Annotated in this window: 18 protein-coding genes and 2 pseudogenes; 16 read left to right on the forward strand and 4 right to left on the reverse strand. The window is 40.0% G+C overall.

From position 1 onward, the window contains the following. Window positions 1-34: 34 nt before the first annotated feature. Window positions 35-1,279, reverse strand: coding sequence for an EAL and HDOD domain-containing protein (locus MP3633_RS07875; protein ID WP_176335127.1), 1,245 nt, complete (start codon window positions 1,277-1,279; stop codon window positions 35-37). A 381-nt stretch (window positions 1,280-1,660) separates the two neighbouring features. Here MP3633_RS07875 and MP3633_RS07880 point away from each other — a divergent pair. The 12 genes and pseudogenes from MP3633_RS07880 to MP3633_RS07935 all read left to right on the forward strand — a co-directional run bounded on the left by MP3633_RS07880 (window position 1,661) and on the right by MP3633_RS07935 (window position 21,011). Continuing rightward, window positions 1,661-2,599: pseudogene (locus MP3633_RS07880) on the forward strand (IS30 family transposase). Window positions 2,600-2,663: 64 nt separating this feature from the next. Beyond that, a complete protein-coding gene (locus MP3633_RS07885; RefSeq protein ID WP_176335128.1) occupies window positions 2,664-3,032 on the forward strand; it encodes an MbcA/ParS/Xre antitoxin family protein in 369 nt (122 codons plus the stop codon). 29 nt (window positions 3,033-3,061) lie between these two features. Next, entirely contained in the window at window positions 3,062-3,211 is a 150-nt protein-coding gene (locus MP3633_RS19125; RefSeq protein WP_176335129.1) for an MbcA/ParS/Xre antitoxin family protein, read from the forward strand. Window positions 3,212-3,322: 111 nt separating this feature from the next. Next, window positions 3,323-4,348, forward strand: a complete 1,026-nt coding sequence (locus MP3633_RS07895) for a helix-turn-helix transcriptional regulator (RefSeq protein ID WP_176335130.1) — start codon at window positions 3,323-3,325, stop codon at window positions 4,346-4,348. 140 nt (window positions 4,349-4,488) lie between these two features. After that, a complete protein-coding gene (locus MP3633_RS07900) occupies window positions 4,489-5,319 on the forward strand; it encodes a hypothetical protein (protein WP_176335131.1) in 831 nt (276 codons plus the stop codon). Beyond that, window positions 5,316-10,586, forward strand: coding sequence for a site-specific integrase (locus tag MP3633_RS07905; RefSeq protein ID WP_176335132.1), 5,271 nt, complete (start codon window positions 5,316-5,318; stop codon window positions 10,584-10,586). Before MP3633_RS07900 ends, MP3633_RS07905 begins: the two co-directional genes overlap by 4 nt. 221 nt (window positions 10,587-10,807) lie before the next feature. Continuing rightward, entirely contained in the window at window positions 10,808-10,981 is a 174-nt protein-coding gene (locus MP3633_RS07910; protein WP_244959954.1) for a helix-turn-helix transcriptional regulator, read from the forward strand. A gap of 140 nt (window positions 10,982-11,121) precedes the next feature. Next, window positions 11,122-12,108, forward strand: coding sequence for a Fic family protein (locus MP3633_RS07915; protein WP_176335134.1), 987 nt, complete (start codon window positions 11,122-11,124; stop codon window positions 12,106-12,108). A 681-nt stretch (window positions 12,109-12,789) separates the two neighbouring features. Next, window positions 12,790-15,207, forward strand: a complete 2,418-nt coding sequence (locus MP3633_RS07920; RefSeq protein WP_176335135.1) for a type I restriction-modification system subunit M — start codon at window positions 12,790-12,792, stop codon at window positions 15,205-15,207. A 126-nt stretch (window positions 15,208-15,333) separates the two neighbouring features. Further along, window positions 15,334-16,686: a restriction endonuclease subunit S gene (locus MP3633_RS07925; protein WP_176335136.1), complete on the forward strand. Its 1,353-nt coding sequence runs from the start codon at window positions 15,334-15,336 to the stop codon at window positions 16,684-16,686. A 16-nt stretch (window positions 16,687-16,702) separates the two neighbouring features. After that, window positions 16,703-17,704 carry a virulence RhuM family protein gene (locus MP3633_RS07930; RefSeq protein WP_176335137.1) on the forward strand — a complete coding sequence of 334 codons (1,002 nt, stop codon included), beginning with the start codon at window positions 16,703-16,705 and terminating at the stop codon, window positions 17,702-17,704. A gap of 19 nt (window positions 17,705-17,723) precedes the next feature. After that, window positions 17,724-21,011: a type I restriction endonuclease subunit R gene (locus MP3633_RS07935; RefSeq protein WP_176335138.1), complete on the forward strand. Its 3,288-nt coding sequence runs from the start codon at window positions 17,724-17,726 to the stop codon at window positions 21,009-21,011. 41 nt (window positions 21,012-21,052) lie between these two features. On the opposite strand, the gene MP3633_RS07940 is transcribed toward MP3633_RS07935, so the two are convergent. Continuing rightward, window positions 21,053-21,280 (reverse strand): helix-turn-helix domain-containing protein, encoded by a 228-nt coding sequence (locus tag MP3633_RS07940; protein WP_342356111.1) that lies wholly within the window; start codon window positions 21,278-21,280, stop codon window positions 21,053-21,055. A 360-nt stretch (window positions 21,281-21,640) separates the two neighbouring features. Here MP3633_RS07940 and MP3633_RS07945 point away from each other — a divergent pair, with 360 nt between their 5' ends. The 3 genes from MP3633_RS07945 to MP3633_RS07955 are packed head-to-tail and all read left to right on the forward strand — an operon-like array spanning window position 21,641 to window position 23,804. Beyond that, complete coding sequence (locus MP3633_RS07945) at window positions 21,641-22,840, forward strand: site-specific integrase (protein WP_176335139.1); 1,200 nt, start codon at window positions 21,641-21,643, stop codon at window positions 22,838-22,840. Beyond that, window positions 22,837-23,361, forward strand: coding sequence for a hypothetical protein (locus MP3633_RS07950; protein ID WP_176335140.1), 525 nt, complete (start codon window positions 22,837-22,839; stop codon window positions 23,359-23,361). Before MP3633_RS07945 ends, MP3633_RS07950 begins: the two co-directional genes overlap by 4 nt. Window positions 23,362-23,405: 44 nt before the next feature. After that, window positions 23,406-23,804 carry a hypothetical protein gene (locus MP3633_RS07955; RefSeq protein WP_176335141.1) on the forward strand — a complete coding sequence of 133 codons (399 nt, stop codon included), beginning with the start codon at window positions 23,406-23,408 and terminating at the stop codon, window positions 23,802-23,804. Window positions 23,805-24,407: 603 nt separating this feature from the next. Here MP3633_RS07955 and MP3633_RS07960 read toward each other — a convergent pair. Together MP3633_RS07960 and MP3633_RS07965 are read right to left on the reverse strand one after the other, a co-directional pair. Then, on the reverse strand, window positions 24,408-25,661 hold the full coding sequence (locus tag MP3633_RS07960) for a type II toxin-antitoxin system HipA family toxin (protein ID WP_244959907.1): 1,254 nt from the start codon (window positions 25,659-25,661) through the stop codon (window positions 24,408-24,410). Beyond that, a complete protein-coding gene (locus MP3633_RS07965) occupies window positions 25,645-25,992 on the reverse strand; it encodes a helix-turn-helix transcriptional regulator (RefSeq protein WP_176335143.1) in 348 nt (115 codons plus the stop codon). The genes MP3633_RS07960 and MP3633_RS07965 overlap by 17 nt, the downstream gene beginning before the upstream one ends. Window positions 25,993-26,235: 243 nt before the next feature. Here MP3633_RS07965 and MP3633_RS07970 point away from each other — a divergent pair. Further along, window positions 26,236-26,523: pseudogene (locus MP3633_RS07970) on the forward strand (integrase core domain-containing protein); the annotation flags it as partial. Window positions 26,524-26,530 lie beyond the last annotated feature (7 nt).

Consider the following 26,530-nt stretch of genomic DNA (forward strand, 5'->3'; position numbering starts at 1 on the left):
TTTTGATTTTTTAATTCTGTTGTATTGTTTTTTATCAGTAATTATTAAAAATATAATCTGTATTTAATAATGCATTCAAATACATTATGTTTAATTCACTTTCAGAAATATTAAGAATTGCCTCATTATCTTCAATTCTCTCTTCGCTTAATTGGATGGCTTTTTTTAGTATTATTCCTAGAATTCCTTCATAGTTTATAATAGCTCGATTGCATTCTTCGCTTAAACCAAGAGAGGGTAATATTCGTTCTATTGGGAAATCGAAAATTGCATCTAATACCGACAACAATCCAACGAGGTAAGCCTGAAATGACTTTTCTGGGTCATAAATATTGATAACGGCTTCACAAAATTTTGCACGGATGAGAGCTTGTTTGCAAAGTTCTTCAGGCTTATTATTAGCGGATTCCGTCAAAATAAAAAGTGTAATGACTTTCTTTACTTCATATTGGCCCAGGTAAATTAATGCATGATCAATGCTACGAATACTGATTTTTTTTCGCCCAGCACTGTTAGCTAAACGGAGAAAACGAGTTGTCATCGATGAATCTTTTTTTACAATTTCAGCAATTTTAGAAAAATCAAAATCTTCATCAAGATTAACTCTAAGCAGTTCATTTATCGAATTACTCGAAAGTTTGAATTCTGTTAATTTAATTTTTTGTGGTGTTGAAAAGTAAGGACCTTGAAATAAATCCACATCAAAGTCAGATAATAATTCATAGTCGGAATAAGTTTTTATATTTCGAATTATTATCATGCAGTCAGGGTTTAGCTGTTTTACGAAATTAATATCACAAGACATTTTAACAATATCGCTATTAAAATCTATTTTTATATAGTTAATTTTTTCTATAATTTTTTTATTGACTTTTAATTGAGATGTTTCTGAGAAAAACGAAAAGTTTTTGGTAACTAAATTGTTAATATGATGTTTTGTTTCTGTATTGTTCAATGTCTCTGATGTCAATGCAATAATGACTTTATCTGGTGGTAAAATAATAAGTATTTCAGAGTTTAAAAAACGCTTTGGAATGTTAAAAAAAGCGCGTTTTTTACTGGAAAATTCTAGCATACCAAACAACAATATTGAATCTGTGAAGATAGAATCATGATTAATGACTGAAGTAGTATGACTCTTTGATTCGCTGTAAATTATTTCATAGGCAACAACATTACCTTTTGAGTTCAAAATCGGCTGTCGAGAGATGAAACCACTTAAAAAAATAGGACTATTTTCTTGGTTCTCGAAAAAAAGATTTAGAAAAGCATTGTCCATTAAATTCTCCGTGTAATTTTAAAACTATTTTTTTGATGGGATTTTTTCAAGTACTCATTAATAAAATTAAAAATCATATACCAAGATACCAGAAAAATAATCATAAAAAATACAAAAAACTTAACAATACTAAAGTGCAATATTTTTCACTCTCAGTTCGTTGACAATTGCAAGAGTGAAATGGTCTTTAAGCTAAAAAAAGTTAGAATAAAAACAATTCAGATATTTGCTTTATGTCTTTTTGTTACTTCCGAATTCAAGTCCGAAGTGCGACATCTCCTAAATTCAAATAATAAGTGCGACACTGCAAGACAGGTGTAGGAGAAGCCAATTGCTGAAGTTGGTGCATTTCTTTTCACCACAAAAACAAGCAGTACAAACATGAATTATCAGCAGTTGCCCGAAGGTAAAATATACCAGATTTCTGCTCTATTAGAACAAGAAATGTCAGTTTCAAATATAGCGCAGGCACTTAATTGCCATAGAGCCACGATTTATCGTGAACTAAAGCGAAACACAAAAAAAAATCATATTGTCCTGACAAAGCTCAGGTCGCCTGTTTGATAAGGCGAAAAACGTCAGCCAAGTATCAAATATCATCAAAGACCAATGATTATATTCGTATTCTCATTAAGCTCGACTGGAGCCCAGAGCAGGTGTCGAATGTTTTAAAAAAGAGGGGTGTTCCAGTCAGTCATGAATGGATTTATCAATATATTCATGATGACAAAAGAAATAAAGGGATACTCTATCGTTATTTAAGACAAGGCCGAAAGCGTTATCGTAAAGGGAAACGAACCAAAGCGGAAGCAATCAAGAATGCGGTCTCCATAGATGAACGCCCAGCGATAGTCGATACGAAAAAACGTTTTGGTGATTGGGAAATAGACACCGTTTTGGGTAAACACGGCACGGGTTCTATCGTTACCTTATTGGAAAGGAAGACGCATTTTTTTCTTATAAAGAAGGTCGCCTCAAAATCAGCCAAAGATGTGACCCAAGCTACGATAGAACTATTGGAGCCGTTTAAAGAGTACGTCCATACTATCACTGCAGATAATGGTCGAGAGTTTGCGCTCCATGCTGAGATAGCTCAAGCACTAGAGGCGAAAGTGTATTTTGCTCATCCATACAGTTCTTGGGTGCGAATGAGAATAGTAACGGTCTTTTAAGGCAATATGTGCCCAAAGGCATCGACTTAAGAGGCGTTACAGAAGAGAGAATCAACTTCGCTATGGGGCGGATTAATTACCGTCCTAGGAAATGTTTAGGGTTCAAGTAGCCAGCTATCGTTTTAAGAAAATGTGCTTAGCTGCTTGAAATAAAAAGTGTCGCACTTCGGACTTGAATTCGGTTCTATGCTTACGATTAGGATGATGTTTATATGACGTTCAAAACAAAAAATGATGATCCAAGGCGACTCAAATTGTATTTGAGCATTGAAGAGATGGTAGTCGGTTTGCTTCACCATTCATCCAGTAGTTATGAGTTACAAGAATTATTGGGTATTGTTAAAACCTTTGAAAAGTATCGCGATAATCATTCGTGTGTGGTTGCCGGTCAGATTGATGTGTTGAGAGTATATATCCATGCAGCTAAAGTTTATGAATCAGTTGAGCTTGCTAATGAGTGGATGCATTCAAGAATAGTTGCATTAGGTGGACATATACCTGCATCACTTCTTGAAACCGATGATGGTCGTAAAGCGGTTCGGCAAACGTTACGAAAAATAGAGTTTGGAGAGTATGCGTAAAGGTCCTTAATATGAAACGGAGTTAAAGTGTGCAGAGCAAATATTTGTTCTCGCCGAAAGGTTTTTTTGATAACAAGGAGAACGCTCAAAAATGGTTAAGAGCACCATGTGTGGAGCTCAATAATTTGAGTCCTATTGAAGCTATCAAGAGCGAGAAAGGGGGCGGCTGTTTTTTGTGATGTTCTGAGTCGTATAAATGAGGCGTATTTTGCTAAGGTTATGCTATCTATTGAGCATTCAAAATGTCTGCTGGGGTAGAATTCAATATAAATTTATAATGAGTTATAGCTATGAACTCCGTCATTAGATACATAAATATACTTGAACTAATACCGATCGAGCCAAAGCAGGGTGTTACAACAAAAGACATACTTGAAAAACTAGAAAAGAAAGGAACATCATTAACTCTACGTACATTACAGCGTGACCTAGTGGATCTTACTAAACATTATCCGATTACTTGCAATAACAGGGCTCGGCCTCACAGGTGGCGTTTTTCTTCAGATTATCAGGGTAGTTTTGCTGCTATGGATGTTTCTTCAGCGGTGAGCACCATTCTGGTAAACGAGTATCTCCTTGGAATAATGCCAGCTCCACTGCTGGCTCAACTATCTCCTCAGCTAAACCGAGCAAAAAGTTTTCTTCAATCCTATTCCGATAAAACTTATACCAACTGGCTGGAGAAAGTAAAAATCATTTCGGATAGTAAAACACTGATGCCTGCTTCGATTGATTCAGGTGTATGGACTACTGTGTGTGATGCAATTATGTCAAATAAAGCTTTGGATGTTTCTTATGATAGCCATAAAAAAGATGGTACGCAGTCGTTCACACTTCACCCCTATGGATTAATGATTCGAAAAAGCGCTACTTTCGTATTAGGGTCTTACAACGATTATCAGGACGTTAGGCAGTATGCTCTCCAACGTTTTAAATCCTTGAAGCTTTCGTTAACAGATTTTCGCCCAAATTCTAGCTTTTCTATTCAGAATTATATTGATAGTGGTGAGCCAAGCCTGAAGTATTCTGATCAATCAATTCATCTAGAAGCTCTTATTTCTAAAGGTTTAGCGAGAAGGCTTAAGGAAACAAAATTAAGTGACTCTCAACTGATTTTAAAAACATCAAGCGATGAATGGCTTTTTCTTAGGGCTGTTATCCCAGACGATTGGGATACTTACTGTTGGTTGCGTAGCCAAGGTTCTGAGATTATTGTGCGGGAGCCTTCTTCATTAAAGCAGGATCTGCTTCAAGAGGCGGCGACATTAATTGGGTTGTCTGAGCGTTTACAAATGTTAGAGGTGGAAATGAGTTAAATATAAAAATGTGTTTTTTTGTAAATAGGCGTCATAATATGTCGTCTATGTTTTGTTTTTTTGACAAAGCTGTGTAGATTCTAAACACGATCAACTAGTTACCGCTTAAAAATCGGTATTAAAAGTGTTTGGAGGTTGCAATGGTAGAAACAGTATACGAAATTAACGTAGGGCTTAAAGGGATCTCGATTGATAAGAAGCGAAATGCCATTGTGTTTAAAAATATTAATAATAGTGGAAACTCATCAGTAGACTTGATTGGCCGTCTAACAACGCTCTTGGCTAAAATTGCTAACAGTAAAAATTCCCCTGTAGAAGCTCGAAAGAAGAAGGCAGGCTTTAAACTGGATGCTACAAAGTTTTCAGTCGCGGCATTAGAAGATCATACCCAAGTAAATTATGACTTTTCAGACAGTGAACCCGATCTTATCCATTCTCTAAAAGACATTGTCTGTGAAGTTTTAGATCTACATTTAGCTGGTATATCGAAATCAATAAAACAGCTAAACGAAGTCGATCAGCCAGCATCAGCATCTTATTCAGTTTCAGGTTTCTCAAATATTAATGATGCTTACGAAGCTGTTAAAATACTCAATGAAATAGCGAAAAACGAGGATGCTACCGAGTTTGATATCAAAGTTGAAGGAAATAAGAACCCGCATAACATAAACATCCTTGGAGAACCTGAAAAACCAGAGTTTAGTCCTGAAACAGAAGAACGGTTTTTTCTAGAATTTGAAATAAGTGATGCGCATAAGAAAGAACCTAGTATTGAGATAGCTCCCAAGAGTGGCAAAGGGAAAAAGAAAATAATAGTAAATGCTGAACAGTATTCGGCATTGCACAACAGTAATGGTTTTTCAATTGACAGCTATGAGCTCTATGACTTCAAAGTAAAGCAGCTAAAGGCTAACCTATATGAACTTATAAGTTTTACGCCTAGTAGCTGTCAGATGGAACTCCCTTCTTGATTACGCGCTCATTACTCGATAAAGCATTGAAAAATATTAGTTCTGAGTTTCCCACGCCTAGGCTACAGCGCCTAGGTAGAGTGTTACTTTGTACTTATTTTACGAAATCACGAGACACAGAAGTCAATAAGGCTTTAGATGAATCCAATATTTTACCTGATTCAGACTATAAAACTGCTTTAATCCAAAGCCACGGTATTTGTGAAAATAAAATAAGCCAATTTCCACTTCTTTCCCTCTTGTCGCTAGAGGCTAACTTACACGCTGAAGCTGATCAAATCACCGTTCATAAGCTCAAGACGTCGATATTCTATGGCTCTGTCTCGGATAAATCTGTTTTCAACTTCATCACATTGTCCGAGGCTGCTAAAGAGATTCGGTTAATATTATCGAGTACAGCCTATGTTTCAAAGATAAAGCTAATCCCTAAACAACTGACGACAATTGCGACACTGGACTACTTTTGTAGTGAAATTATAGGGCAGTACACGGTATCCAATGCATATTTAAGAATGGTGCGTAACGGCTGGAACTTTTGCGCAAACTATAAAGAAGAGCAACCTTTTCAAAATATTACCAAGATACGAAAAAGACGGCCTGATTCTGATGTTACAGTCTTCGTTCATGTCACGCCTTTCCCTTTTGTTGGAAACGACTTGGATGTCGAAGATGCACCTGAAGTTGATACTATTGAGCTAGAGCCAGACGCAATTAGTCCAGCAGTCAGGGCTGAACGTGAGATATTCAGAAATCAAATTCTCACCACTAAAGAACAGTTTGGTCTTTCGTTTGTTAGTTACCGCCTGTCCCCCCTTGAGCTCAATAAAACAGTTCTATGGATCAATACAGCGAAACCTTCTGCAAGCTCAGCACTTGCATTTCTCACAATGTTAACGTCTTTAAAGCTGCATGAAGTTCTTGGATTACATATTGCTCGATCAGAGAGTGATAATGACGCATTTAATCAGCTGGATACCTGCTATGGAATCATTGATCTCGAATCTGGTGTGTATTGGCGTAAAGAACTGGATATTTGCGATAGCTACCAGCCTAGTGAGGCAGATATCAAATGGCTCATGCACCATTCTAGCTGGTTAAAGTTGCCAATCCCCAAGCAGTTTTTGAGCTTACTGAGAGCGTTTTTTAGTGGGGATCAAACTGGGGTGATAGAGCAAATCATACCAAACGATATACTATTAAACGCGAGTAGACATCTAACTCTGGCCTGCCGAGAAATCGTTCAGTCTTCTGGCTTCAATAGAAGCTTTACTCACAAGATGTTCCGGTATCTGTTGTATGGATGTGTTGCATCGAAATACGGTAGACATAAGGCCGCACTCATATTTGGCAATAATGAATTCGGCTTATCGACCTGGCATTATTACATGGCGGACACGGCTAATAATTCTCAGGTAGCTTTCATCGATGCCTGCGCTGATGTGCTGGATTTGGAGTTTGAGCGGTCTTTCACGTATTCTGATGGCGCATTAATTGTAGGGTCTAGGCTCGGTATTAATAAAACGGTGTTTTCCGAGCACCTCATCAACAGAGTTGATGCTTTAAATGACGCCCTAAAAAAAGTGAGAAAGTGTAGGTCTCTTAGCGATTTACGAGAGACTTACAATCAGCTTGTTTCATATACTATTTTGATGTTTTCCGTGGTCACTAGCCACCGTCGTAATAAGAGTATGTTTGTTGAGCATTACTGCTGGAACGATGATTACACAAGTGTGCTAGTGGCTGACAAGATTCATTTTGGTGAAAGTGCTACCCGCATTATTCCTGTTCCTGAGTTGATGACTCGGCAGATTCAAAATACCCTAGGATGGCTTGAACAAATCATTAAGTGCGCTCGCTTATTGGATAAAAAGGCGGCTGTAAAGCTAAAAGCATCCATTCATCGAGATAGTTATGCCTCTTTTCTCGGCTTGTGGCAGGATGATGGTACGTTTGATACGCCTAGCACGGCTCAAATCGAAGTATTTATGGGGCAGGATTGGTCTTTGCCGCAGAATGCAATGCGTCATTTATCTTACCATATGCTTTTTTCCTACGAAGAGGGAACCCCATTCTTAGATCATCAAATGGGACACATATCTGCCGATATGCATTCGTTTCAAAATACTTCTTTAATGCAGCATGACTGTCCTGAAGTTGAAGTACATCGAAATGCGATATCAAGATGTCTTGATGAGCTGGGATTTAGCTTACTTGCGCGAACAAGTTTTTCTCACTCAAAGATGTACAACAAAGGACAGTTCCTACCAAAGTCGGTAAGTAAAAAAACACACGCTAAATCAAAAGCTATAAATCAAGAGATGCAATCGGCGCTAAAGTCTGTTCTCGATAATGCAATAACAAAAAATCGAGATTTTTATGAAGTTTTAGCTGAGTTTTACAGGGAAGATCCATATATTCATGAGCAAGCCTTAATTTTAGTGAATAACGCTAAAATGAAGGCTGATATACAAGAAATAATAAGTAATGATGATTTTAATGCGGCCTTATGTCGTTACTTTAAGAAGTCGCCAGTTGCTCAGGCTGTATTGCCTTATGACGTCATGCTTTGTGAGCGTCACTATAGCAAAATTCAAGCTTCCTTCTATGATTTTGCAGAAGTTTTATTGGATTTTCACAAAAAAGTATCTGTTGAGACTTTAAGTAATATTCTACTTTTTTCGATGATATTAGATGGTACAGGCGTTCTTTCTCCGTTGAACTTGTATAAAACTGTGGCCATCAGCTCGGTTAAATATCGGAATGGCTATCTGACAGCGGATATAGAAAGTAAAGGTTTGGTTTTATTTGGTGGGTTGTCTGCATTGCTTTTAGCAATGCTAGTGAAGAAGGCTGACAAACAATGCATCCTTCTTTACCCAAAAGGGTTAGAGGATCTAATGAATGGTCGTTGTTCAGAAATTGAAGTCGATAAATCAGTTGATGTCATATTTAATAAATTCACGTCATTATTGAGACAGTTACACAATAAAAAGATGACCTTCAGCAAGCTTTTCCAACTCATTGATCATGCGCCTCGATTGTCCGAAACAGGTTGTTTATATGGATTGCGTCAAGGAACACTAAAAGTAAAAGGATTAACAGAACATACCCTGCTAAGAATGTTAAACCGCGAACATCGCTACATAATGCCTTCAAGTAAGGTGTCACACATGAGCCTTGTACCAGAACGTACATTTTTAAAGAAAGTAGTGCGTACTAATGAGTACTACAAAAAATTCATGTCAGAGTTTCGCCAAAAGTTTGAACACTATCCCGGCACATCAAAAGAGAAAATTAAGAGCTTTTGGCAGGAATTGATCTCTTCAGACGACTCTAAAAATCTATCTGACTTGGTGAAAAATTCACAAGAGCTTCCTGAAATTGTTGTTCTTATATTGACCTGGCTATACAGTGCCTCCGGTAGAAAAGGGCAGCGCTATGGAGGATTGGCATCCTCATCCATAACAACATATTTTTCTAAACTGGTACCAGGCTTATGCGAATTTGCTGCTAATAAATCGTTTACAACATTTGATTACGAAGATTTATTGGAGGTTTATCAAAATGTTATTGATGCTGGAGAGGTGGTGAATCGAGCTGAACGAGCAAAGATTCTCGCAGATTTCCACTCCCAGATTCAGAAGCATTTCGGCATTATTCAGGTCGATTTTCATGACTTAGATGTTGATGCCAACGAAGATAATAAAACTGGCAGGCTCATCATGCCATGGGAGTATGACCAAGCGCTCTCAATATTACTCACAGATAAAGATTTGACTATTGAGGAGCGTTACACTAACGCAGCAATTTTAATATTGTGTTGTCGACTGGGACTTCGCCGTGAAGAGATAAGACGTTTAAAGCTAAGAGATTTTTCTGTTCAAGATCAAGTGCTCTATGTGAGGACAAATCGTATATCAAGTGAAACAGTGCGGGTGAAATCAAAAAGCGGCAATCGTCGTATTCCGTATTTTTTGTATCTTAGTCAGACAGAGCGGTTGATACTTGAGTCGCATATTGATAAAGCAAAACAGCAAGGTAGTAGATCTATTCCTCTTTTTTTTGATTCAATGAATCCAAGCGAATTACGTCACATGGACAATCAATTTAGTCGAGTCATTGAGTGTTTGAAACTGGTCACTGGTGATCCAGATATGCGTCTTCATGATGGTCGCCATACTTGTATTAGCTTTGCTGCAACCGCGTTGATTTTGAATGATAAGCAGTGTGACCCTATTGCAAGAGTAGTTAAGGAGTGGATACGCACAGACACTTTTTCAGAATATCAACAGCGTTTTACTGAAGTGGCTATTGCTACACCGACTACTCGTCATGCGTTGCTTCCAGCGCTGGCGCTAATGATTGGTCATTCTAGTGCTACAACAACCTTGTCCTCTTACACTCATTTAATGGATTACTGGAAGTGGTTGTCTATTGAAAATGACTTCAAAAAAATTAAGAAATTGGATAGTACGCTTTCTAAGCTTATTCGTGTTAACCGGAAGCGCTTCACGGAGATGAAGAGTGAACAAGGGTTATCTGCAAGTTATGTAGTACTAAAAAAAACTCAAAAAAAAAGCCCTCTTGAAGGTGGAACATACCAAATTGAGTCGTTTGATCAAAAGCCGGTATTAAGCGCCAGAGATAAAAATAGTATCTCCACTCATGTTATTCAGATTCAAAAAATGGAAAGAGCGCTCAGGTATCTTGAGGATGTTGATAGACAGGCTAGAGAAGCCCCTGATTTAAATCCAGTGCAACCATCAGAACTTCAGTATGGGTTGACACATCAATATGTCTCGAAAATAAGGCAAGCGTACCAGTCGGTTCTGGTAAATGAGGTCTCTTATAGGGCGTATCAAATACCTTCAAACGAAGAGGGCGTTGATTTTATTGGGCAATCTCGTCTCTATGAAGCAAGAAATTACTTCAAGGATCCGGTTTTTTACCAACTTCTCATACATCTAATTCAATGCAAGCAGAAAAGTCAGAATGCATTAACAGCACTAATGCAGGCTTGGGAACAGTCATGGTACGACTCCATGAAGAAAATCTTTATTCCGACCTTTCAAATGAATGAAGCAAACGCGGCTTTTAAGGGTTGCCAGCTTAGTATTAAGTTCGCAACAAATAAAATAAATAGGCGAGTAGGCGGTGCAGTATTTAAGTCGTGTGCGATAGAGCAGCTGAAAATGCTGGGTGAAACCGTATCAATCCATCAGTTTAGTCACGCCATGTTTTTACTGAAACTGTTGGAAAAGCACTGAGGTGCTGCTTTGATGTTTTGAGATACAGTGATTCATTACAAAACCCCTTAATGTCAAAGATCAACAAAAGCGTTTGCGACTGTTCAGCTTATATATTCGGCGGTTTGGATGAATAAAATAAGGACCCAAAGTGGGCACCAAACATGATTCATTTATATCGTACATTGGTCCAGCCAAAATTTAAAAGTTGTCGCTTATGTGGGGGCACCAATATGCGAGTTATGAAGTTAAAAGAAGTGATAAATACAACAGGTTTATCTAGATCAAGTATCTACGCCTATATGTCGAAAGGTAAGTTTCCAAAGCCCATACAGCTTGGGCCTAGAGCTGTTGGGTGGATTGAGGAAGAAGTGCGGGAGTGGTTACAGGAAAGACTGAATGCTAGAGTTTACTGATTAAACTAAGCCCGTATATCTTTCTTAGCGTCACAATTCAGTGATAATATGAACCGTCAGGATGCAATGAATTTAATCCTGTTACCTACCGCCTCGGCCTCAAGATACTTTTACCATTTAAGTCTAGGAATTGTTTTAGTATGCCTTACTCGCCACCTTTTGAATTGACCCATACCATGATGCGTTTGGTCGCTGAAATCTCTCAGCAAGTCGGTGAGTGGACGGCAACGAATAAAGATAAGCTTGTTCCTAAGCTAAGAAAAGAAAACCGCATACGTACTATCCAGGCTTCTCTTGCAGTCGAACAGAATACTTTATCGTTAGAGCAGGTTACGGCTTTGGTTGATGGTAAGACGGTCCTTGGTTCACCAAAAGAGATTCAAGAAGTTCATAATGCCTTTGCTGTTTATGAATCGATGGAAAGATGGCATGAAACAAGCGGTGATGATTTGCTTGAAGTACACGCCATCATGATGAAAGGACTGTTAACAGACGCAGGGCAATGGCGAAGTGGTGGTGCAGGTATATATCGGGGAGATCAGTTAGTGCATATGGCACCACCAGCAAGCCAAGTGCCGCGACTTATGATTCAGTTAATGGATTGGTTGAAAAAGACGGATGCACATCCTCTTATCGCCTCTGCAGCATTTCACTATGAATTTGAATTTATTCACCCGTTTAGTGATGGGAATGGCCGCATAGGTCGTTTCTGGCAAACATTAGTATTAAAACGTTGGCATCCTTTACTTGCATTTTTGCCGGTAGAAACCGTCATCAAAGCGAGGCAAGAAGAATACTATCAATCGCTTCGAGAAGCGGACGCCAAGTCTGACTGCAGTGTCTTTATTGAGTTTTTGTTATCCGCTATTAACGAGTCACTTACGGAAGCAATCCAGTCAGAAGAAAAAGTGACGGTAGAAGTGGCGGTTAAAGTGTCGGTAAAAACCCCAGACCAAATTCTGGCTGCGTTAGCTATAAGTCCCGAGCTTACATTAGCTGATGTAGCAAAGAGAATAGGCAAATCATTGAGAACAGTGGAGCGGGCTGCGTCGAAGCTAAAGGAAGAAGGGCGCTTGGAGTACCAAGGTCCTAAGAAAAATGGTGTTTGGGTGGTTAGAGAAGATTAAATCAGTAGCGTATTATCTCAAATAAACCAAGAAAGAGAGAAGGTCATCCCAATGTTAAAACTTGAAAAAGTTAAGTATACTCCTTTTTTAAGTTACTTAGCCTGGCTCTACATTGACATGGTAGAGCCAGGCGATTCGAATTCGCCTAGTCCTACCAAAATTATACTTACTACTTTCCTGAATTAGAGAGTGTAAGATACGAAAGCCGAACCCAGTGTTCGGCTTTTTTGTATCTGATTTTGGCCCATTTTTGTCCCATGCCACTTAATATTGGTGAAAACAGTGACCTTTACCCTCAACTATTACTTGTGTGTGACTCTTAGAAATCTTTCTAATCTCAGCATTTACAAAATTCAAATGTGTTTGCAGTCGTGTGGCGGTTGTATTGCCTCAAACCCTATATCTGGTGTAAATGAGTTTTCTTAATGTTTAGTACAAACTTTATGAACAATCGTAAGCGCGTTAATTTTTTTATTGCACGAATCCTCTCCCTTCAACATTGCTCAAACAGCGCCAAAACGGTATAAATATTGACTATAAAAAAATATCATTATTGCTGATCAAAAAAACAGCAGGTTAAGGATAACCCAGAGCGTTTATGCTTCGGTCTATTAATGTTATTCGTTTTTCCTTCCTACGCTCTTGTATCCATTAATACGAAATTTTAAAAGCTGACATTCTATGAGCAACACAGATTTACCTACACCTACAAATTTAGCCGCTTTTTGCTGGTCGATTGCCGACTTACTTCGCGGAGATTTCAAACAAAGCCAATATGGCCGCATCATTCTACCGTTTACCCTGTTACGCCGTTTAGAAGGTGTGCTAGAAGAGTCTAAAGACGCGGTTCTGGCGAAATACGATGAAATTCAAGCGCTTAACCTACCAGAGGAAGCGCAAGAAAAGTTCCTATTACGTGCCACGCAAACACCCGACAACCCAAACGGTTTAAGCTTTTTTAACACCTCGAAAATGGATCTATCTAAGCTAGGTGCAACGGGTATCAAAGATAACCTTGAAAGTTATATTCAAGGCTTTTCCAAAGATGCCCGCGAGATATTCGAGCACTTCAAATTTGCTGAATTTATCGCACAACTCAACGATGTTGATTTGCTGTATAAAGTGGTTCAAAAAGTAAAAAGTACCGATCTAAGCCCACAGTCACCTTCTAACCCTAATGGGATTTCGAACCACGATATGGGCTTGGTGTTTGAAGAACTGATTCGCCGTTTTGCGGAAGGCTCAAACGAAACAGCAGGGGAGCACTTTACCCCGCGCGACATCGTTCGCCTGACCACAGCCTTAGTATTCATGGAAGATGACGATGCGCTGACTAAGCCTGGCATCATTCGTACCATTTACGACCCAACGGCAGGTACAGGCGGGTTCTTATCGTCGGGTATGGAATATCTGCACGAACTCAACCCACAAGGCATCATGAAAGCCTTTGGCCAAGAGTTAAACCCAGAGAGTTACGCCATCTGTAAAGCTGACATGCTGATCAAAGGCCAAGAGGTTGATAACATTAAGCTGGGTAACACCTTATCGAATGATCAACTCTATTCAGAATATTTTGATTACATGCTCTCCAATCCGCCGTTTGGCGTGGATTGGAAAAAAATCGAATCCAGCATTAAAGACGAACACACCCTGAAAGGCTTCGATGGTCGTTTTGGCCCAGGCTTACCACGGGTAAGTGATGGCTCATTATTATTTTTATTACACCTAATTAGTAAGTTGCGGGACAGTAAAGATGGCGGTGGTCGCATTGGTATTATTCTTAACGGTTCCCCCTTGTTTACTGGCGGCGCAGGTTCAGGCGAATCGGAAATCCGTCGCTACATTTTAGAAGCTGATCTACTCGAAACCATCATCGCGCTGCCGACTGACATGTTCTACAACACAGGTATTGCTACCTATGTTTGGATTCTTAGCAACAACAAGCAAGCCGAACGTAAAGGCAAGGTGCAGCTGATTAACGGCGTTAACCTAAGCAGTAAAATGCGTAAATCATTAGGTTCTAAACGTAATGAAATGAGCATCGACGATATCGCGTTAATCACCCGCACCTTTGGCGCGTTTGAAGTGATAGACGCAACTGACTTACAGAAACCTGCTGAACAAAAATCAAACCGTGGCCGCCAAGCAAGCAACCCAAAAGTCGAAGCCCCCAAAACCTTTGCCGCTAAAATATTCAATACCCATGAGTTTGGTTATCGCCGTATCACTATCGAACGGCCTTTGCGTGAAAGCTTTCAGTTCAGTGACGAGCGCTTAGAAGAACTACGTTTTGCTAATAAACCACTAGAAGCACCAATGAAGTGGATTTATGAAACCTTTGGTCACTCTTCAGAGCAGCCTTGGAGCGATGATGAAGATTGTGAAGCGCCTGCGGCGGGTAATAAAGGGTATGGCGTACTAGCAGAGAACGAAGTTGAAATACGCGTTCATCTAAAAGCCAACTTCAGTGATGTAAAAGAAGCCAAGATAAAAGAGTTGTTAGACAGAAAAATGTGGCTAGCACAAAAAGTCATTTTACTAAAAGCCAAAAAGCTGCAAGCCCATATTGGCACTCAGCAGCACAACGACATGAACCAATTCGACGCCATTGTAAAAGCCGCGGCGAAAGCACAAGGTATCAAACTAGACACTAAAGAACTCAAAGCCATTACCGCAGCGGTAAGCTGGAAAAACCCAGAAGCGGAAAAGGTTATCAAGAAGGTTCACAAGTCGGGTTCAGCCAATCCATTTTATGGACTATTCAAGGTCGAGCTGGATGGCAAGACTCAAGTTATTGAGTACAAGCCAGACGGTGACTTGCGCGATAACGAAAACGTAGCATTAGACCCAACTCAAACCGTGAATGAGCTAAACGAAGCCTACTTCACAAAAGAAGTACAACCACACGTGCCAGACGCTTGGATAGATGCAACTAAGCGTGATGCCATCGATGGTGAAATCGGCATAGTGGGTTATGAAATACCTTTTAACCGCCACTTTTATCAGTACCAGCCGCCAAGAGACTTGCTGGAGATTGATGCGGATTTGGATAAGGTTAGTGCCGAGATTATGAATCTACTTCAGGAGGTGCACTCCTGATGGCCTTTTTCCGCGATTGCTGCGTTGTGGCTGTGCTCGTTCGGTTACATAGACAAGCTATGCGCCCTCGCTCCGCGCAGGCACGCCTTGCACTCACGAAAAAATCCTCAACAGGAGGGTTAGTTTATGGGTAAGTATCAAGCATATGAGGAATATAAAAATTCTGGTGTGGAATGGCTTGGTTTTGTGCCTATTGATTGGGAAGTTACGAAATTAAAATATACGGTTTCTATTTTTGGGAGAATAGGTTTTCGTGGGTATACGGTAAACGATATTGTTGATGAGAGTGAAGGTGCAATAGTTCTAAGCCCTTCAAATGTGAATGATGATAAATTTACTTTAGATAAAAGATCATACTTAAGTTGGATTAAGTATTACGAGTCACCTGAAATCATGGTTGCTAATGGTGATGTATTAATGGTTAAAACTGGTTCAACTTTCGGTAAGTCAACAATAGTGAAAAATGTAGATGAGCCGATGACTATTAATCCACAAATGGCATTAATGAAATCGTCAAAAATAGATCCAAGGTTTTTATCTTATTTATTAAATTCTAAACTTATAAAAGCCAAAATTGATGTAAGTAATACTGGAAGTGGTATGCCTACAATGACACAGGAAAATATGAATGGATTTCCTGTGCCACGGCCAAGCGATGATCTAGTCATAAAAATCGCCAACTTCCTCGATCACGAAACCGCAAAAATCGACATTCTGATCGAAAAACAACAACAACTCATTGCACTGTTAAAAGAAAAACGCCAAGCCGTTATCAGCCACGCCGTTACCAAAGGTCTGAATCCAGACGCCCCAATGCGTGATTCAGGCGTGGAGTGGTTAGGTGAAGTGCCGGAGCATTGGGAGGTGAAAAAATTCAAGTTTCTCTGTGACAGAATTATAGCGGGGCCTTTTGGTTCAAGTATCACCAAAGATATGTATGTTAAGCATGGCTATAAGGTTTATGGACAAGAGCAAGTTATACCAAATAACTTCACAATTGGTGACTATTATATCAATGAAAAAAATTACCTAGAGTTATCTCGTTATATTGTAGGTGAAGGAGAAATTCTTATTAGTTGTGTAGGAACGTTTGGGAAGATTGCTGTTTTTCCGAAAGGTGCTGAGCCTGGAATAATTAATCCACGATTGATTAAAGCTGAAATCAGTCAAGATCATGACCCGTATTACATCAGGGAGTTACTGAAAAGCGAGATGGTTTTTAAGCAGTTTGAACTGTTGAGTCGAGGCGGAACAATGGGTGTTATTAATATAGCTATCCTAAATGAAATATTAGCTTCAGTCCCTCCTGCATCTGAACAAAGTGAAATAGTTGATTATATTAATTTACAGAAAGAAAAGTTTAGTAATCTTATTGATAAAGCTAATAACGCTGTAGTGTTATTGCAAGAACGCCGCACAGCTCTAATCTCCGCTGCCGTTACTGGAAAAATCGACGTCAGGAACTGGACGCCAGATTAATATTAAGAGGGATTTTATGAGTGATTTAGCCCCACAAGGGGAGTTTGTTCTTTTTCAGGCCGCAGACGGTTCAACCCGTATAGAGTGCCGCTTTGAATCCGATACGCTGTGGTTAACTCAGGCTTTGATTGCTGATCTATACCAAAAGGATGTACGCACGATTAATGAGCATCTTCAGAATATTTATAAAGAAGCTGAAATTGATCAAAATGCAACCATCCGGAATTTCCGGATAGTTCGCGAAGAAGGCAGCAGGCAGGTCAGTCGTAATATAGACCACTACAACTTAGAAGCCATATTGGCCGTGGGTTATAGAGTACGTTCTACTCAGGGTACACAGTTCCGTAAATGGGCAACCGCCACTCTACAAGAGTATTTGGTGAAAGGCTTTGTCATGGATGACGAGCGCTTGAAACATCCAGATAACAGCGTTTACTTTGAGCAGCTGTTAGCGCGTATCCGCGATATACGTTCTTCTGAAAAAGTCTTTTGGCGCAAAATTTGTGATATTTATGCCACCAGTATTGATTATGATGGTAAAGCTGAAACCAGCCAAAAATTCTTTGCGCAAGTACAAAATAAGATGCATTGGGCGACGCATGGTCATACGGCGGCTGAATTAATTTATCTGCGAGCCGATGCTGAAAAGCCTAATGTCGGGTTAACGCACTTTGTAGGTGATGAGCCCCGTAGAGCGGATATGACAACGGCCAAAAACTACTTGTCTGAACAAGAATTAAACCAGCTTAATCGCTTGGTAAGTTCTTATTTAGAATTTGCTGAACTACAAGCTGAGCGTGGTCGTTTGATGAAAATGGCAGATTGGAGCACTAAACTGGATGATTTTTTACGTTTAAGTGATTATGAATTGTTAAATAATGCAGGGACTGTTTCAGCACTACAGGCTAAACAAAAGGCTTCGCTGGAATATGATACTTTTCAGCGTGTGATTGATGCGACACCTAGCCAAGTTGATAAAGATTTAGAGCAAGCGATTAAGCGTTTGCCAAAAAAATAACAGATAAGGAAATTCTAGTATGGCAAGCGCCAGTGAGTTCGCGTTTCAAAATGAAATGATCCAACAGCTTTTAAGCAATGGCTGGTTGTTGGGTGATCCTAAAAAATACAACCGTGAACTGGCGCTGTACGAAGAAGATATATTGGGTTTTGTAAAAGACACCCAAGAGGAACAATGGCAAAAGTTCTGTGTGCTTTATCCTAATGATACCGAGCGTAAATTCTTAGAGCGTGTGGCTTCACAGCTAAACAAAGCGCTTTCTAGTGATGACAATAACGCCTCTCACCGTACTATGCGTACTTTCGGAACATTAGGGGTGCTGCGCCATGAGTTACGGGATCGAGGCACGCGCTTTAACTTGTGCCAGTTTAAACCCGAGCATGACTTAAACCCAGATACGCTAGTACGTTACAAGCAAAACCGTTTACGCGTTGTGCCTGAGTTGGTGTATTCGCCTTGGGCAACAGAAGAAGAACTGGCAGCGACAGGTAAAAAAGCCAAGGCATGGCGTATTGATTTGGTGTTGTTTGTAAATGGTTTGCCTGTTGCAACCTTAGAACTGAAATCTGAATTCAAACAAGCCGTTCAAAATGCGATTACCCAGTATAAGACGACTCGCCCCCCAATAGACCCTGAAACCAAAAAGCCAGAGCCGCTATTAACGTTTAAGCGCGGTGCCTTAGTGCATTTTGCGGTTAGCCAATACGAAGTGTATATGGCGACTCGTTTAGACGGTAACGACACCTTCTTTTTACCCTTTAACAAAGGCACCAAAGAAGGCGGTGCAGGTAATGACGTTCCTGAAGATGTTAACCAGTACGCGACCGATTATTTGTGGAATGAAGTATTACAGCCAGACAATCTACTGAATATTCTTGCCCGCTTTGTGCATTTAGAAATTGAAGACAAAGAAGACTGGGAAGGCCGTAAATACAAGAAAGAAACACTAATTTTTCCACGCTACCACCAGTGGGATGTGGTGAATAAACTGGTAAATGCGGCCAAAGAAGAAGGCCCAGGGCAAAAGTATTTGATTCAGCACAGTGCGGGTTCGGGTAAGTCGAATTCCATTGCGTGGTCGGCGCACCAGTTATCGGCGATTCATACTTCAGAAGGCAAAAAGTTGTTTGATTCAGTCATTGTCGTAACCGACAGAACGGTGCTGGACGATCAATTGCAAGAAACCATTTCTCAGTTTACCGCCGTCGATGGTTTGGTTGGCCGTATTAATCGCAATGAAGGGGATGGTTCTAAATCAGAGAAGTTGGCGAATGCCTTAATGGATTCGCAGCCTATTATTATTGTGACCATTCAAACCTTCCCGTTTGTTCTAAAGGCGATAGAAAACAACGTCAACTTGAAAGAGCGCAACTACGTGGTTATTGCCGATGAAGCCCACAGCTCGCAAACAGGCAGCACCGCTCGTCAGCTAAAAGAAGTACTGATGATTGATGGTAATGCTTCAGGTAAGGCGGAGGATGAAGAATTAACTACCGACGATATTTTGGACGCTGCGGTGGCGTCACGTAGAGCCTCTAAAAACTTAAGTTATCTTGCTTTTACAGCGACCCCTAAAGATAAAACACTACAGCTATTTGGGCGCCTACCTAAGCCTGACGAACCCGCGAATAAAACTGACAACCTGCCCAAGGCTTATCATGTGTACAGCATGCGCCAGGCAATTGAAGAAGGTTTTATTCTTGATGTGCTAAAAAACTATACCAACTATAAGGTGGCTTATAACCTTGCCATGAAGATAGAAGGTAGCGATCAAGAAGTTGAAAGTAAAAAAGCCAAGGTAAAACTGAACCAGTGGGTGCGTTTGCACGATTACAACATTAGCCAAAAGGTTCAGGTTATTGTTGAGCATTTTAAAGACAATGTGATGGGGTTATTAGGCGGCCAAGCTAAGGCGATGGTGGTTACTAGCTCTCGTAAAGAAGCCGTACGCTATAAGCTAGGCTTCGATAAGTACATTACCTCCAAGAAGGGCGAAAAAGGCTATAGCCAGCTGCAGGCTATGGTGGCGTTTTCTAGCGAGGTGGAATTCACGGAAGCAGATCCAAACAGTACTGCGCTGATTGGTGAAAAGTTTACAGAGAGTAATATGAACCCAGGTCTTAAAGGCCGAGACATGCGTAAAGCCTTTGATAGTGATGATTACCAAGTCATGATCGTTGCCAATAAATTTCAAACAGGTTTTGATCAACCTAAGCTTTGTGCCATGTATGTGGATAAAAAGCTGGGTGGCGTGGAATGCGTACAAACGCTATCTCGTTTAAACCGTATCTTTCCTAGCAAAGCAGAGACAGGAACATTTGTACTCGACTTCTTTAATGAGCCTGATGATATTTTGAGTGCGTTCCAACCTTATTATCAAACCGCTGAATTAGCGGATGTCTCTGATCCTAACTTGATTTTTGAGTTGTCTGAAAAGCTACGAGCAGCGGGCATCTTCACTACGCGTGAAGTTGATCAGTTCTGTGATGCCTTTTACGTAAAATCTAAAAGTAACGCCGCCATTGCGAATATCTGTAAGCCAGCGGTTGAGCGCTGGACGCTTAAATACAAATCGGCATTAGACGAATACAAAAAAGCAAAAGACATGTTTGAGCGCACCAAGAAAACAGGTGACGCGGTGCTCATGGCAAATGCAGAGAATACCTTTAAAGACTGCAAGCAAGAAAAAGATGCCCTAGAAATCTTTAAAAAGGACTTAGGCACCTTTGTTCGCTTCTATGAATTCATGTCTCAGATTGTCGATTACGATGATAAGGGTTTAGAAAAGCTGAGCTTATACGCCCGCAATTTACGTCCCATGCTGCGTGAGGCGGCCGTTGAAGAAGATCAAATCGACTTAAAGCATGTTGTGCTTAGCCATTACCGATTATCAAAAATACGCCAACAAGATATTCAACTGAAAGAAGATGCGGCAGGTTATGAGCTAGAGCCAGGCGATTCTATGGGCACGGCAAAAGCCAAAGATCCAAAAGAAGAGTTTTTATCACAAATCATCACTCGCTTAAATGAACTGTTTATCACCGATGAACTGACAGATGCGGACATGGTGAATTATGCCAATACGGTAAAAGATAAGGTGATGGAAAACGAATTGGTGATGAGACAAATTAATGAAAATAGCGCAGAGCAGGCTATGTTAGGCGACTTCTCTCGAGCCATGGACGACGCGATTATGAGTAGTGGTTCTGCACACCAGAACCAAATGATACAACTACTATCAGACCCTGCCAAATCGGCTAGATTCGGTAAGTTAGTGTTTGAAATGATTACTGGTGGGCAACGCTAGTAATTTATCTCGATATATTTGGTTGTATATATTAATCAATTCTAATCATTAATATATACAACCAAATCCCCAACTTCACACTGAAAATACTTACAAAGTAAATTTATCGTCTCTGTTGTCGTGTTGTAGCCTGTTGGGTTTTGCAACCGTGACAAGGTAGTCTTATGGATGCCTGTAGCCTCTGAAACTTCCCCTAGTGTCACTCTTCTACCTTCTTTGAAGGATTTATCCTGAATTAGCTCTTTCAGCCTGAATCTTAGCATCAGCATAGTCTCTTTAATTTTCAGCAATAATACCGTTTAAGTTGTTTAAAAAGCAAAAAAGTTTAAAAAGTGCTTGTCAGGAAACTTATTTGCTATATAGTTTCCTCATAAGCAATAAAATTCACTGGGAGAAATATGTCTACATGCCTTACAGCACAAGAGTTAGGAAACCGCATTAAATACCATCCTAAGTACATCAATGACGTTCTTAGAGATAACGTTTTATTGAAGGCAAGCACTATATTCGCCCTTTCAACGCAAGAAAGGTTCTTTATTTATGGGAGGCAATCGAAGAGCAGATGATGACAAGTGCAAGAGAAAATGAAGTGGATGATTTGATCCCAATGGCCTCAGGAGGTGTTTACCGTGGCTAGTATAGGAGTTCGGCAAGATGGAAAGTTGTATTTCAACTTTCGTTATGAGGGGAAGCGTTTTAAAGAATACACCAAGTTAGAAAATACGCCTGCCAATATGAAGCGTATGGAAGCAGCGGTTAAGAAGATTGAATTAGCATTGAAAACTGGAGAGTTCGATTATGAGAAGTTCTTTCCGGGCAGTAAAAAAGTACCGAAAGTAAAAAAGGAGGTAGTTCAGCATGTTGTCACTGAGGTTCAAAAACGACCGGATACGCCGTTGTTTTCTGAGTTCTCACAAGAGTGGCTTGAAGAGAATATTTTACGATGGAAACGGTCTTACCGGACTTCTATCAAAGGAACTTTAGATACCCGTCTCGTCCCGTATTTTGGGGAAGAAAGAGTCGGCAACATAACCAAAGCCATGATCCTGAAATTTCGTGCATCCCTCGCCAAAGTGAGTCACGAAACAGGGGACAGTGAGCTTTCTAACGATAGGATTAACCACATTATGACGCCACTAAGAATGATTTTAGATGATGCCGCCGACCGATATGAGTTTACGTCGCCTGCTATTGGATTAAAACCCCTAAAAGTGCCTAGAGTGGATATTGAGCCTTTTACGCTGGATGAAGTGAAGAAGATTATCCGTTATGTACGCTCAGATTTTCGAAATTACTACATTGTGCGCTTTTTTACGGGTTTACGTACTGAGGAAATAGATGGACTGCAATGGCAGTACGTTGATTTTGAAAATCGACAGATTTTGGTGAGAGAAACCGTCGTGCAGGGACGTATTGATACGACTAAGACACTTGAATCACGTCGTGAAGTTGAGATGTCTCCACCTGTGTATGAGGCATTATTAGAACAAAAGAAAGTATCATTTGGGCATTCTAAATTCGTGTTTTGTAATCGTGCTGGTGGCAGCTATGAACACCAAAATGTTACTCAGCGCATTTGGTATTCAACACTTGAAAAAATTGGCATCAAAAGTAGAAAACCTTATCAAACAAGACATACCGCCGCGACATTATGGTTAGCAGCAGGGGAGAACCCTGAGTGGATCGCAAGACAAATGGGCCATACAACCACCCAAATGTTATTTACCGTGTACTCACGTTATGTGCCTAACCTGACTCGTCGTGATGGTTCTGCGTTTGAAACACTTTTGATGTCCAGTGGTTTTGAAGTAAGTGGAGAGGCGCTATGAGCAGTATTGTTAGTGAATTACCTTTGATCCACCGTTCAGTCCAAGATGTTATGTTCGACCTGTTGCACTCATTGAATGACGATGAACTAAAAAAGGTTGTTGAAAAGTTTGGCACAGGTTTGGGCGTTGTTGATGAATTGGCTTTTAGTTCTTGGGTCTCTACGCAAATAAACAGCTTGAACGAACATGAGGAGATGATAGGGCTCAGCTTTCTTCTTGGGAGGCTGAATTTAGAGATACACGGTAATAAGGCCTTTTTCAAACCACCACAACTTAATAATGTAATTGGTTTATACCCATCCGTGAAAAGTATCCCGTCTTACAATGCTTTTATTGGGAGTTATCGCCTTGAGGGATTGGATAATAGTGCTTTGAACGAAACAACTCCCATTAAAATTTGTGATGCGAGCGGTGAGCTGTCTGTTTTATTAAGTTCAAGCCATTTGAAGGTCAAAAGCGGCTCAATACAATGCGTAAAAGGCATTAAAAATGGGTCGCATTATCTTATTGAGATAATTTAAACAGGACTATTTATTAAAAACGAATGTGTAATGAGGTTGAAAATATGACTAATGAAACCGCACAGTATTTAAAAGCGATCACGTTTTGTATTAGCTGGTTGGCTGATCAAGCATCAGATGAAAAATGGGCCTTATCAGATGAAGAGGTGTGTCAACTTTTGGGTTGCATTCCTTTATCTTCATGGCATGAGTGGAAGGGAATGGCAAAGGATAAACAGCAGTTTGAACTAAATCAAGATGTGATCGATAGGTTGATTCTGCTGTTGAAGACCCATGAGAGTATTGCTATGAGTGCGCCTTCTGGTGCAATTTTTGATTTTTTTAAAAGACCTATAAATCATCCAATATTTGAAGGGAAATCGGCTAAGGAAAGCTTACTATTAGACAACTCAATGGATAATTTTAATAATGTAATGCTCTATTTTAGAAGTAGAGTGTTTTAACCTTACAAAGGGCTTGTTTGATTTTTAAACAAGCCCTTTTGCATGAATATTCAAGGCTTCGGTAAACATAGTAAGATCAGGTCTGAGCTAGTACAGATCAAACCTGGGTAGTCTATCCACCTCAATACCATTAGATTTCTTTAGATTGAAAGAACTTCAATACTCCAACTAAATTTTTTTCTTTTATCTGAGAAATCGTTGTTCTGGACTTCATTTTAGGAATATTGGCCTGAATGAAACCAGTACTCACCGGCAAATTTTCCCATCCACGTTGTGCCATATATTTCTTCTGGGCATGGTTATAGACAACAAAATAAGAATGGCAATAGACAGCAAAAAAGTGTCGACAAATCTATGCCCCATCGATTTCATAAGATGAACCATGTCAGTCTCTTTTGAATGATTGACCGAGCTTCCATGACGAAAAATATGGCGCTGTAAGCCATTGCTTCATTTGAGTAGAACCATTCATTTCGATCTCTTAGCTCATTAATGACATCAGGGTATCTCATCGCATACCAACGTAAGAATATATGTGTGGCATAGCTGTGTCTTAAAAGAGATAAATCGGCACCTGGACTTTCCAGACTTTACTAGACAGTATTAAATCCGAAAATCCTCATGAAGCCTTTGCCAATGGGCTCTTAGCTGTTGTTTGTGATCTTCATTCATTGGTAGGTCTTTTAGCGCGTTCGGCCAAAGGGTTCTGGCTTTTTCCATCACATCGTCCAGATGCGGTTTGATCGCTCGCCATGGAATATCTGATTTAGTAGCCCAATGTTCAAAGTGTTTATATGAGACATCATACCAAGCCTTCGTCTTTGCGAGATTAAGGGCAAAGTGTTGTTCGTTTTCAATATAAACACTGGTGGTGACTATGTCGTAAGCAGGCGAAAGTCTGGGTGTGATTTGGTCTGAATACAGTAAGCTCCAGTTTTTCAAATGGGCGTCGCCGTTTGCTAATAGGATGTTGGCAAGTAAACGACGGGCAAGTTGTTGGGCGTCATTTAGACCATCACCAGAAAACTGATACAGGATTTTTGCTATTTGTTCGTAGTTGCCTGAACTGTATTTTTCATGTGGGTACTTCACAAGAACTTGAGCAAAGTCTTCCATATGAATGCGTTGATCGTCATGTCGGTCAAACCGCTTTATAGCGAAGGCCAATTTTTCATCAGGAAGATTGATTTGAGGAAGGTTGTCTAATTGGTCTATCTCGACCAATTTTATTTCAGGAATATCTACGCCAATGAGGGAAGCGAGAGTCATGGCTGTGAATTCATTAGCAGGCACTTCCTTGTGTTTAGTTGAAGGTGTTTTCACAATCCAATCGCCAAGCACATTGTCTTTCGACAAGTTGTATCGTCCGTCTTCTTCCTTCATGGAAAACTTCATTTGAACACCAGCCAAGGAGAACTTGTTCTCTTGGCTAAGTTTGTCAAATTTAACCGCTTTTACTTGGCCATGAGATGAGAATAAATGTACAGGAACATCTTCTGGCTCCATCGGTTCAGCGACTAATGCACCCGGTAAATCCATACCCAGATAAGACAAAATATGGAACTCATTATCAACATGAGTTTTGAGTCCTTGAGCGATTAGTTCTCGTAATGAACCTTCAGGCAATAGATTAGACAAAATAGGGTGCAGGCGTTGGTTTGTAGCCCATGGCTCAGATAGCATTTTATTGGCGCGTGGAAAATTTGGGTGGGTGGTTAAGCTAAAAGTAGGGCGTGCGATATTAGATTGATAGCTTTCAGCAAAATGAAGAACATTACGTCCATTTTTTGTACCCGCCAAATACCCCACTAGATGGCCATGTAACGTCAACTTAAGAACATTAATTTCCGTTGTCATCTTCATCTCCATCCCCTAATAGCCCTTTCCATGGATCATCCGATAGTTTTTTTTGTTCATCAGAATGATCAGGCTGTTTGTGCGGTAAAGATGTGTTGTTACCATCACTTTCAAGAACAGCTAAAACAGCATTCAGCTTTTCTTTTGGAATCAGCATTACGTCGCTATTGAGACCCTTGGCAATCAGTTCAAGAGTATCGAGTCTTGGATTGCCTTTTGCTTCAAGCCGTTGGTACTGCTGCCTTGAAATACCAATACGCATTGGCATTTCATTCTGCTTGAGTTTCAGTGCTAAACGGCGGTTTTTAATTTGCTGTAGTAGATTTATCATAAGGAAACTAATAAGTTGCTTTTTAATTTATAGAGACATATTAGTTGCTATTTATATATAAGACAACTTAAGAGTTTCTTTTTTCGATATCTACAAGTGTGGAAATATAAGGAAGCATTTTTTAGTCTATGAATAAATGGAATGATGAAACCAATGGTGACGATATACTTGAAGTTTATGAAAGCCTCGATTTAGGTAGGTTTTCATGTCAATTTTTGTTTTGTAAAGTCTGGGAAGTCCAATCTTGCGATCAACGACATTGATCACACCAAGACAAAAGCCATGTCGCCACAAACCAATGGTATCTGTGAACGCTTCCATAAAATGATACTGAATGAGTTATATCAGGTGGCGTTTCGTAAGAAACTCTATGATAGTTTAGAGGCTCTGCAAAAAGATCTGGACGAATGGATGGTCTATTACAATAATGACCGAACTCATCAGGGAAAAATGTGTTGTGGAAGGACGCCAGTGGACACATTACTTGATGGAAAAGCGGTCTGGGCTGAAAAGAATTTAACCCAGATCTAAACTGACA

Source organism: Marinomonas primoryensis (assembly GCF_013372285.1).
Taxonomy (GTDB): Bacteria; Pseudomonadota; Gammaproteobacteria; order Pseudomonadales; family Marinomonadaceae; genus Marinomonas; species Marinomonas primoryensis.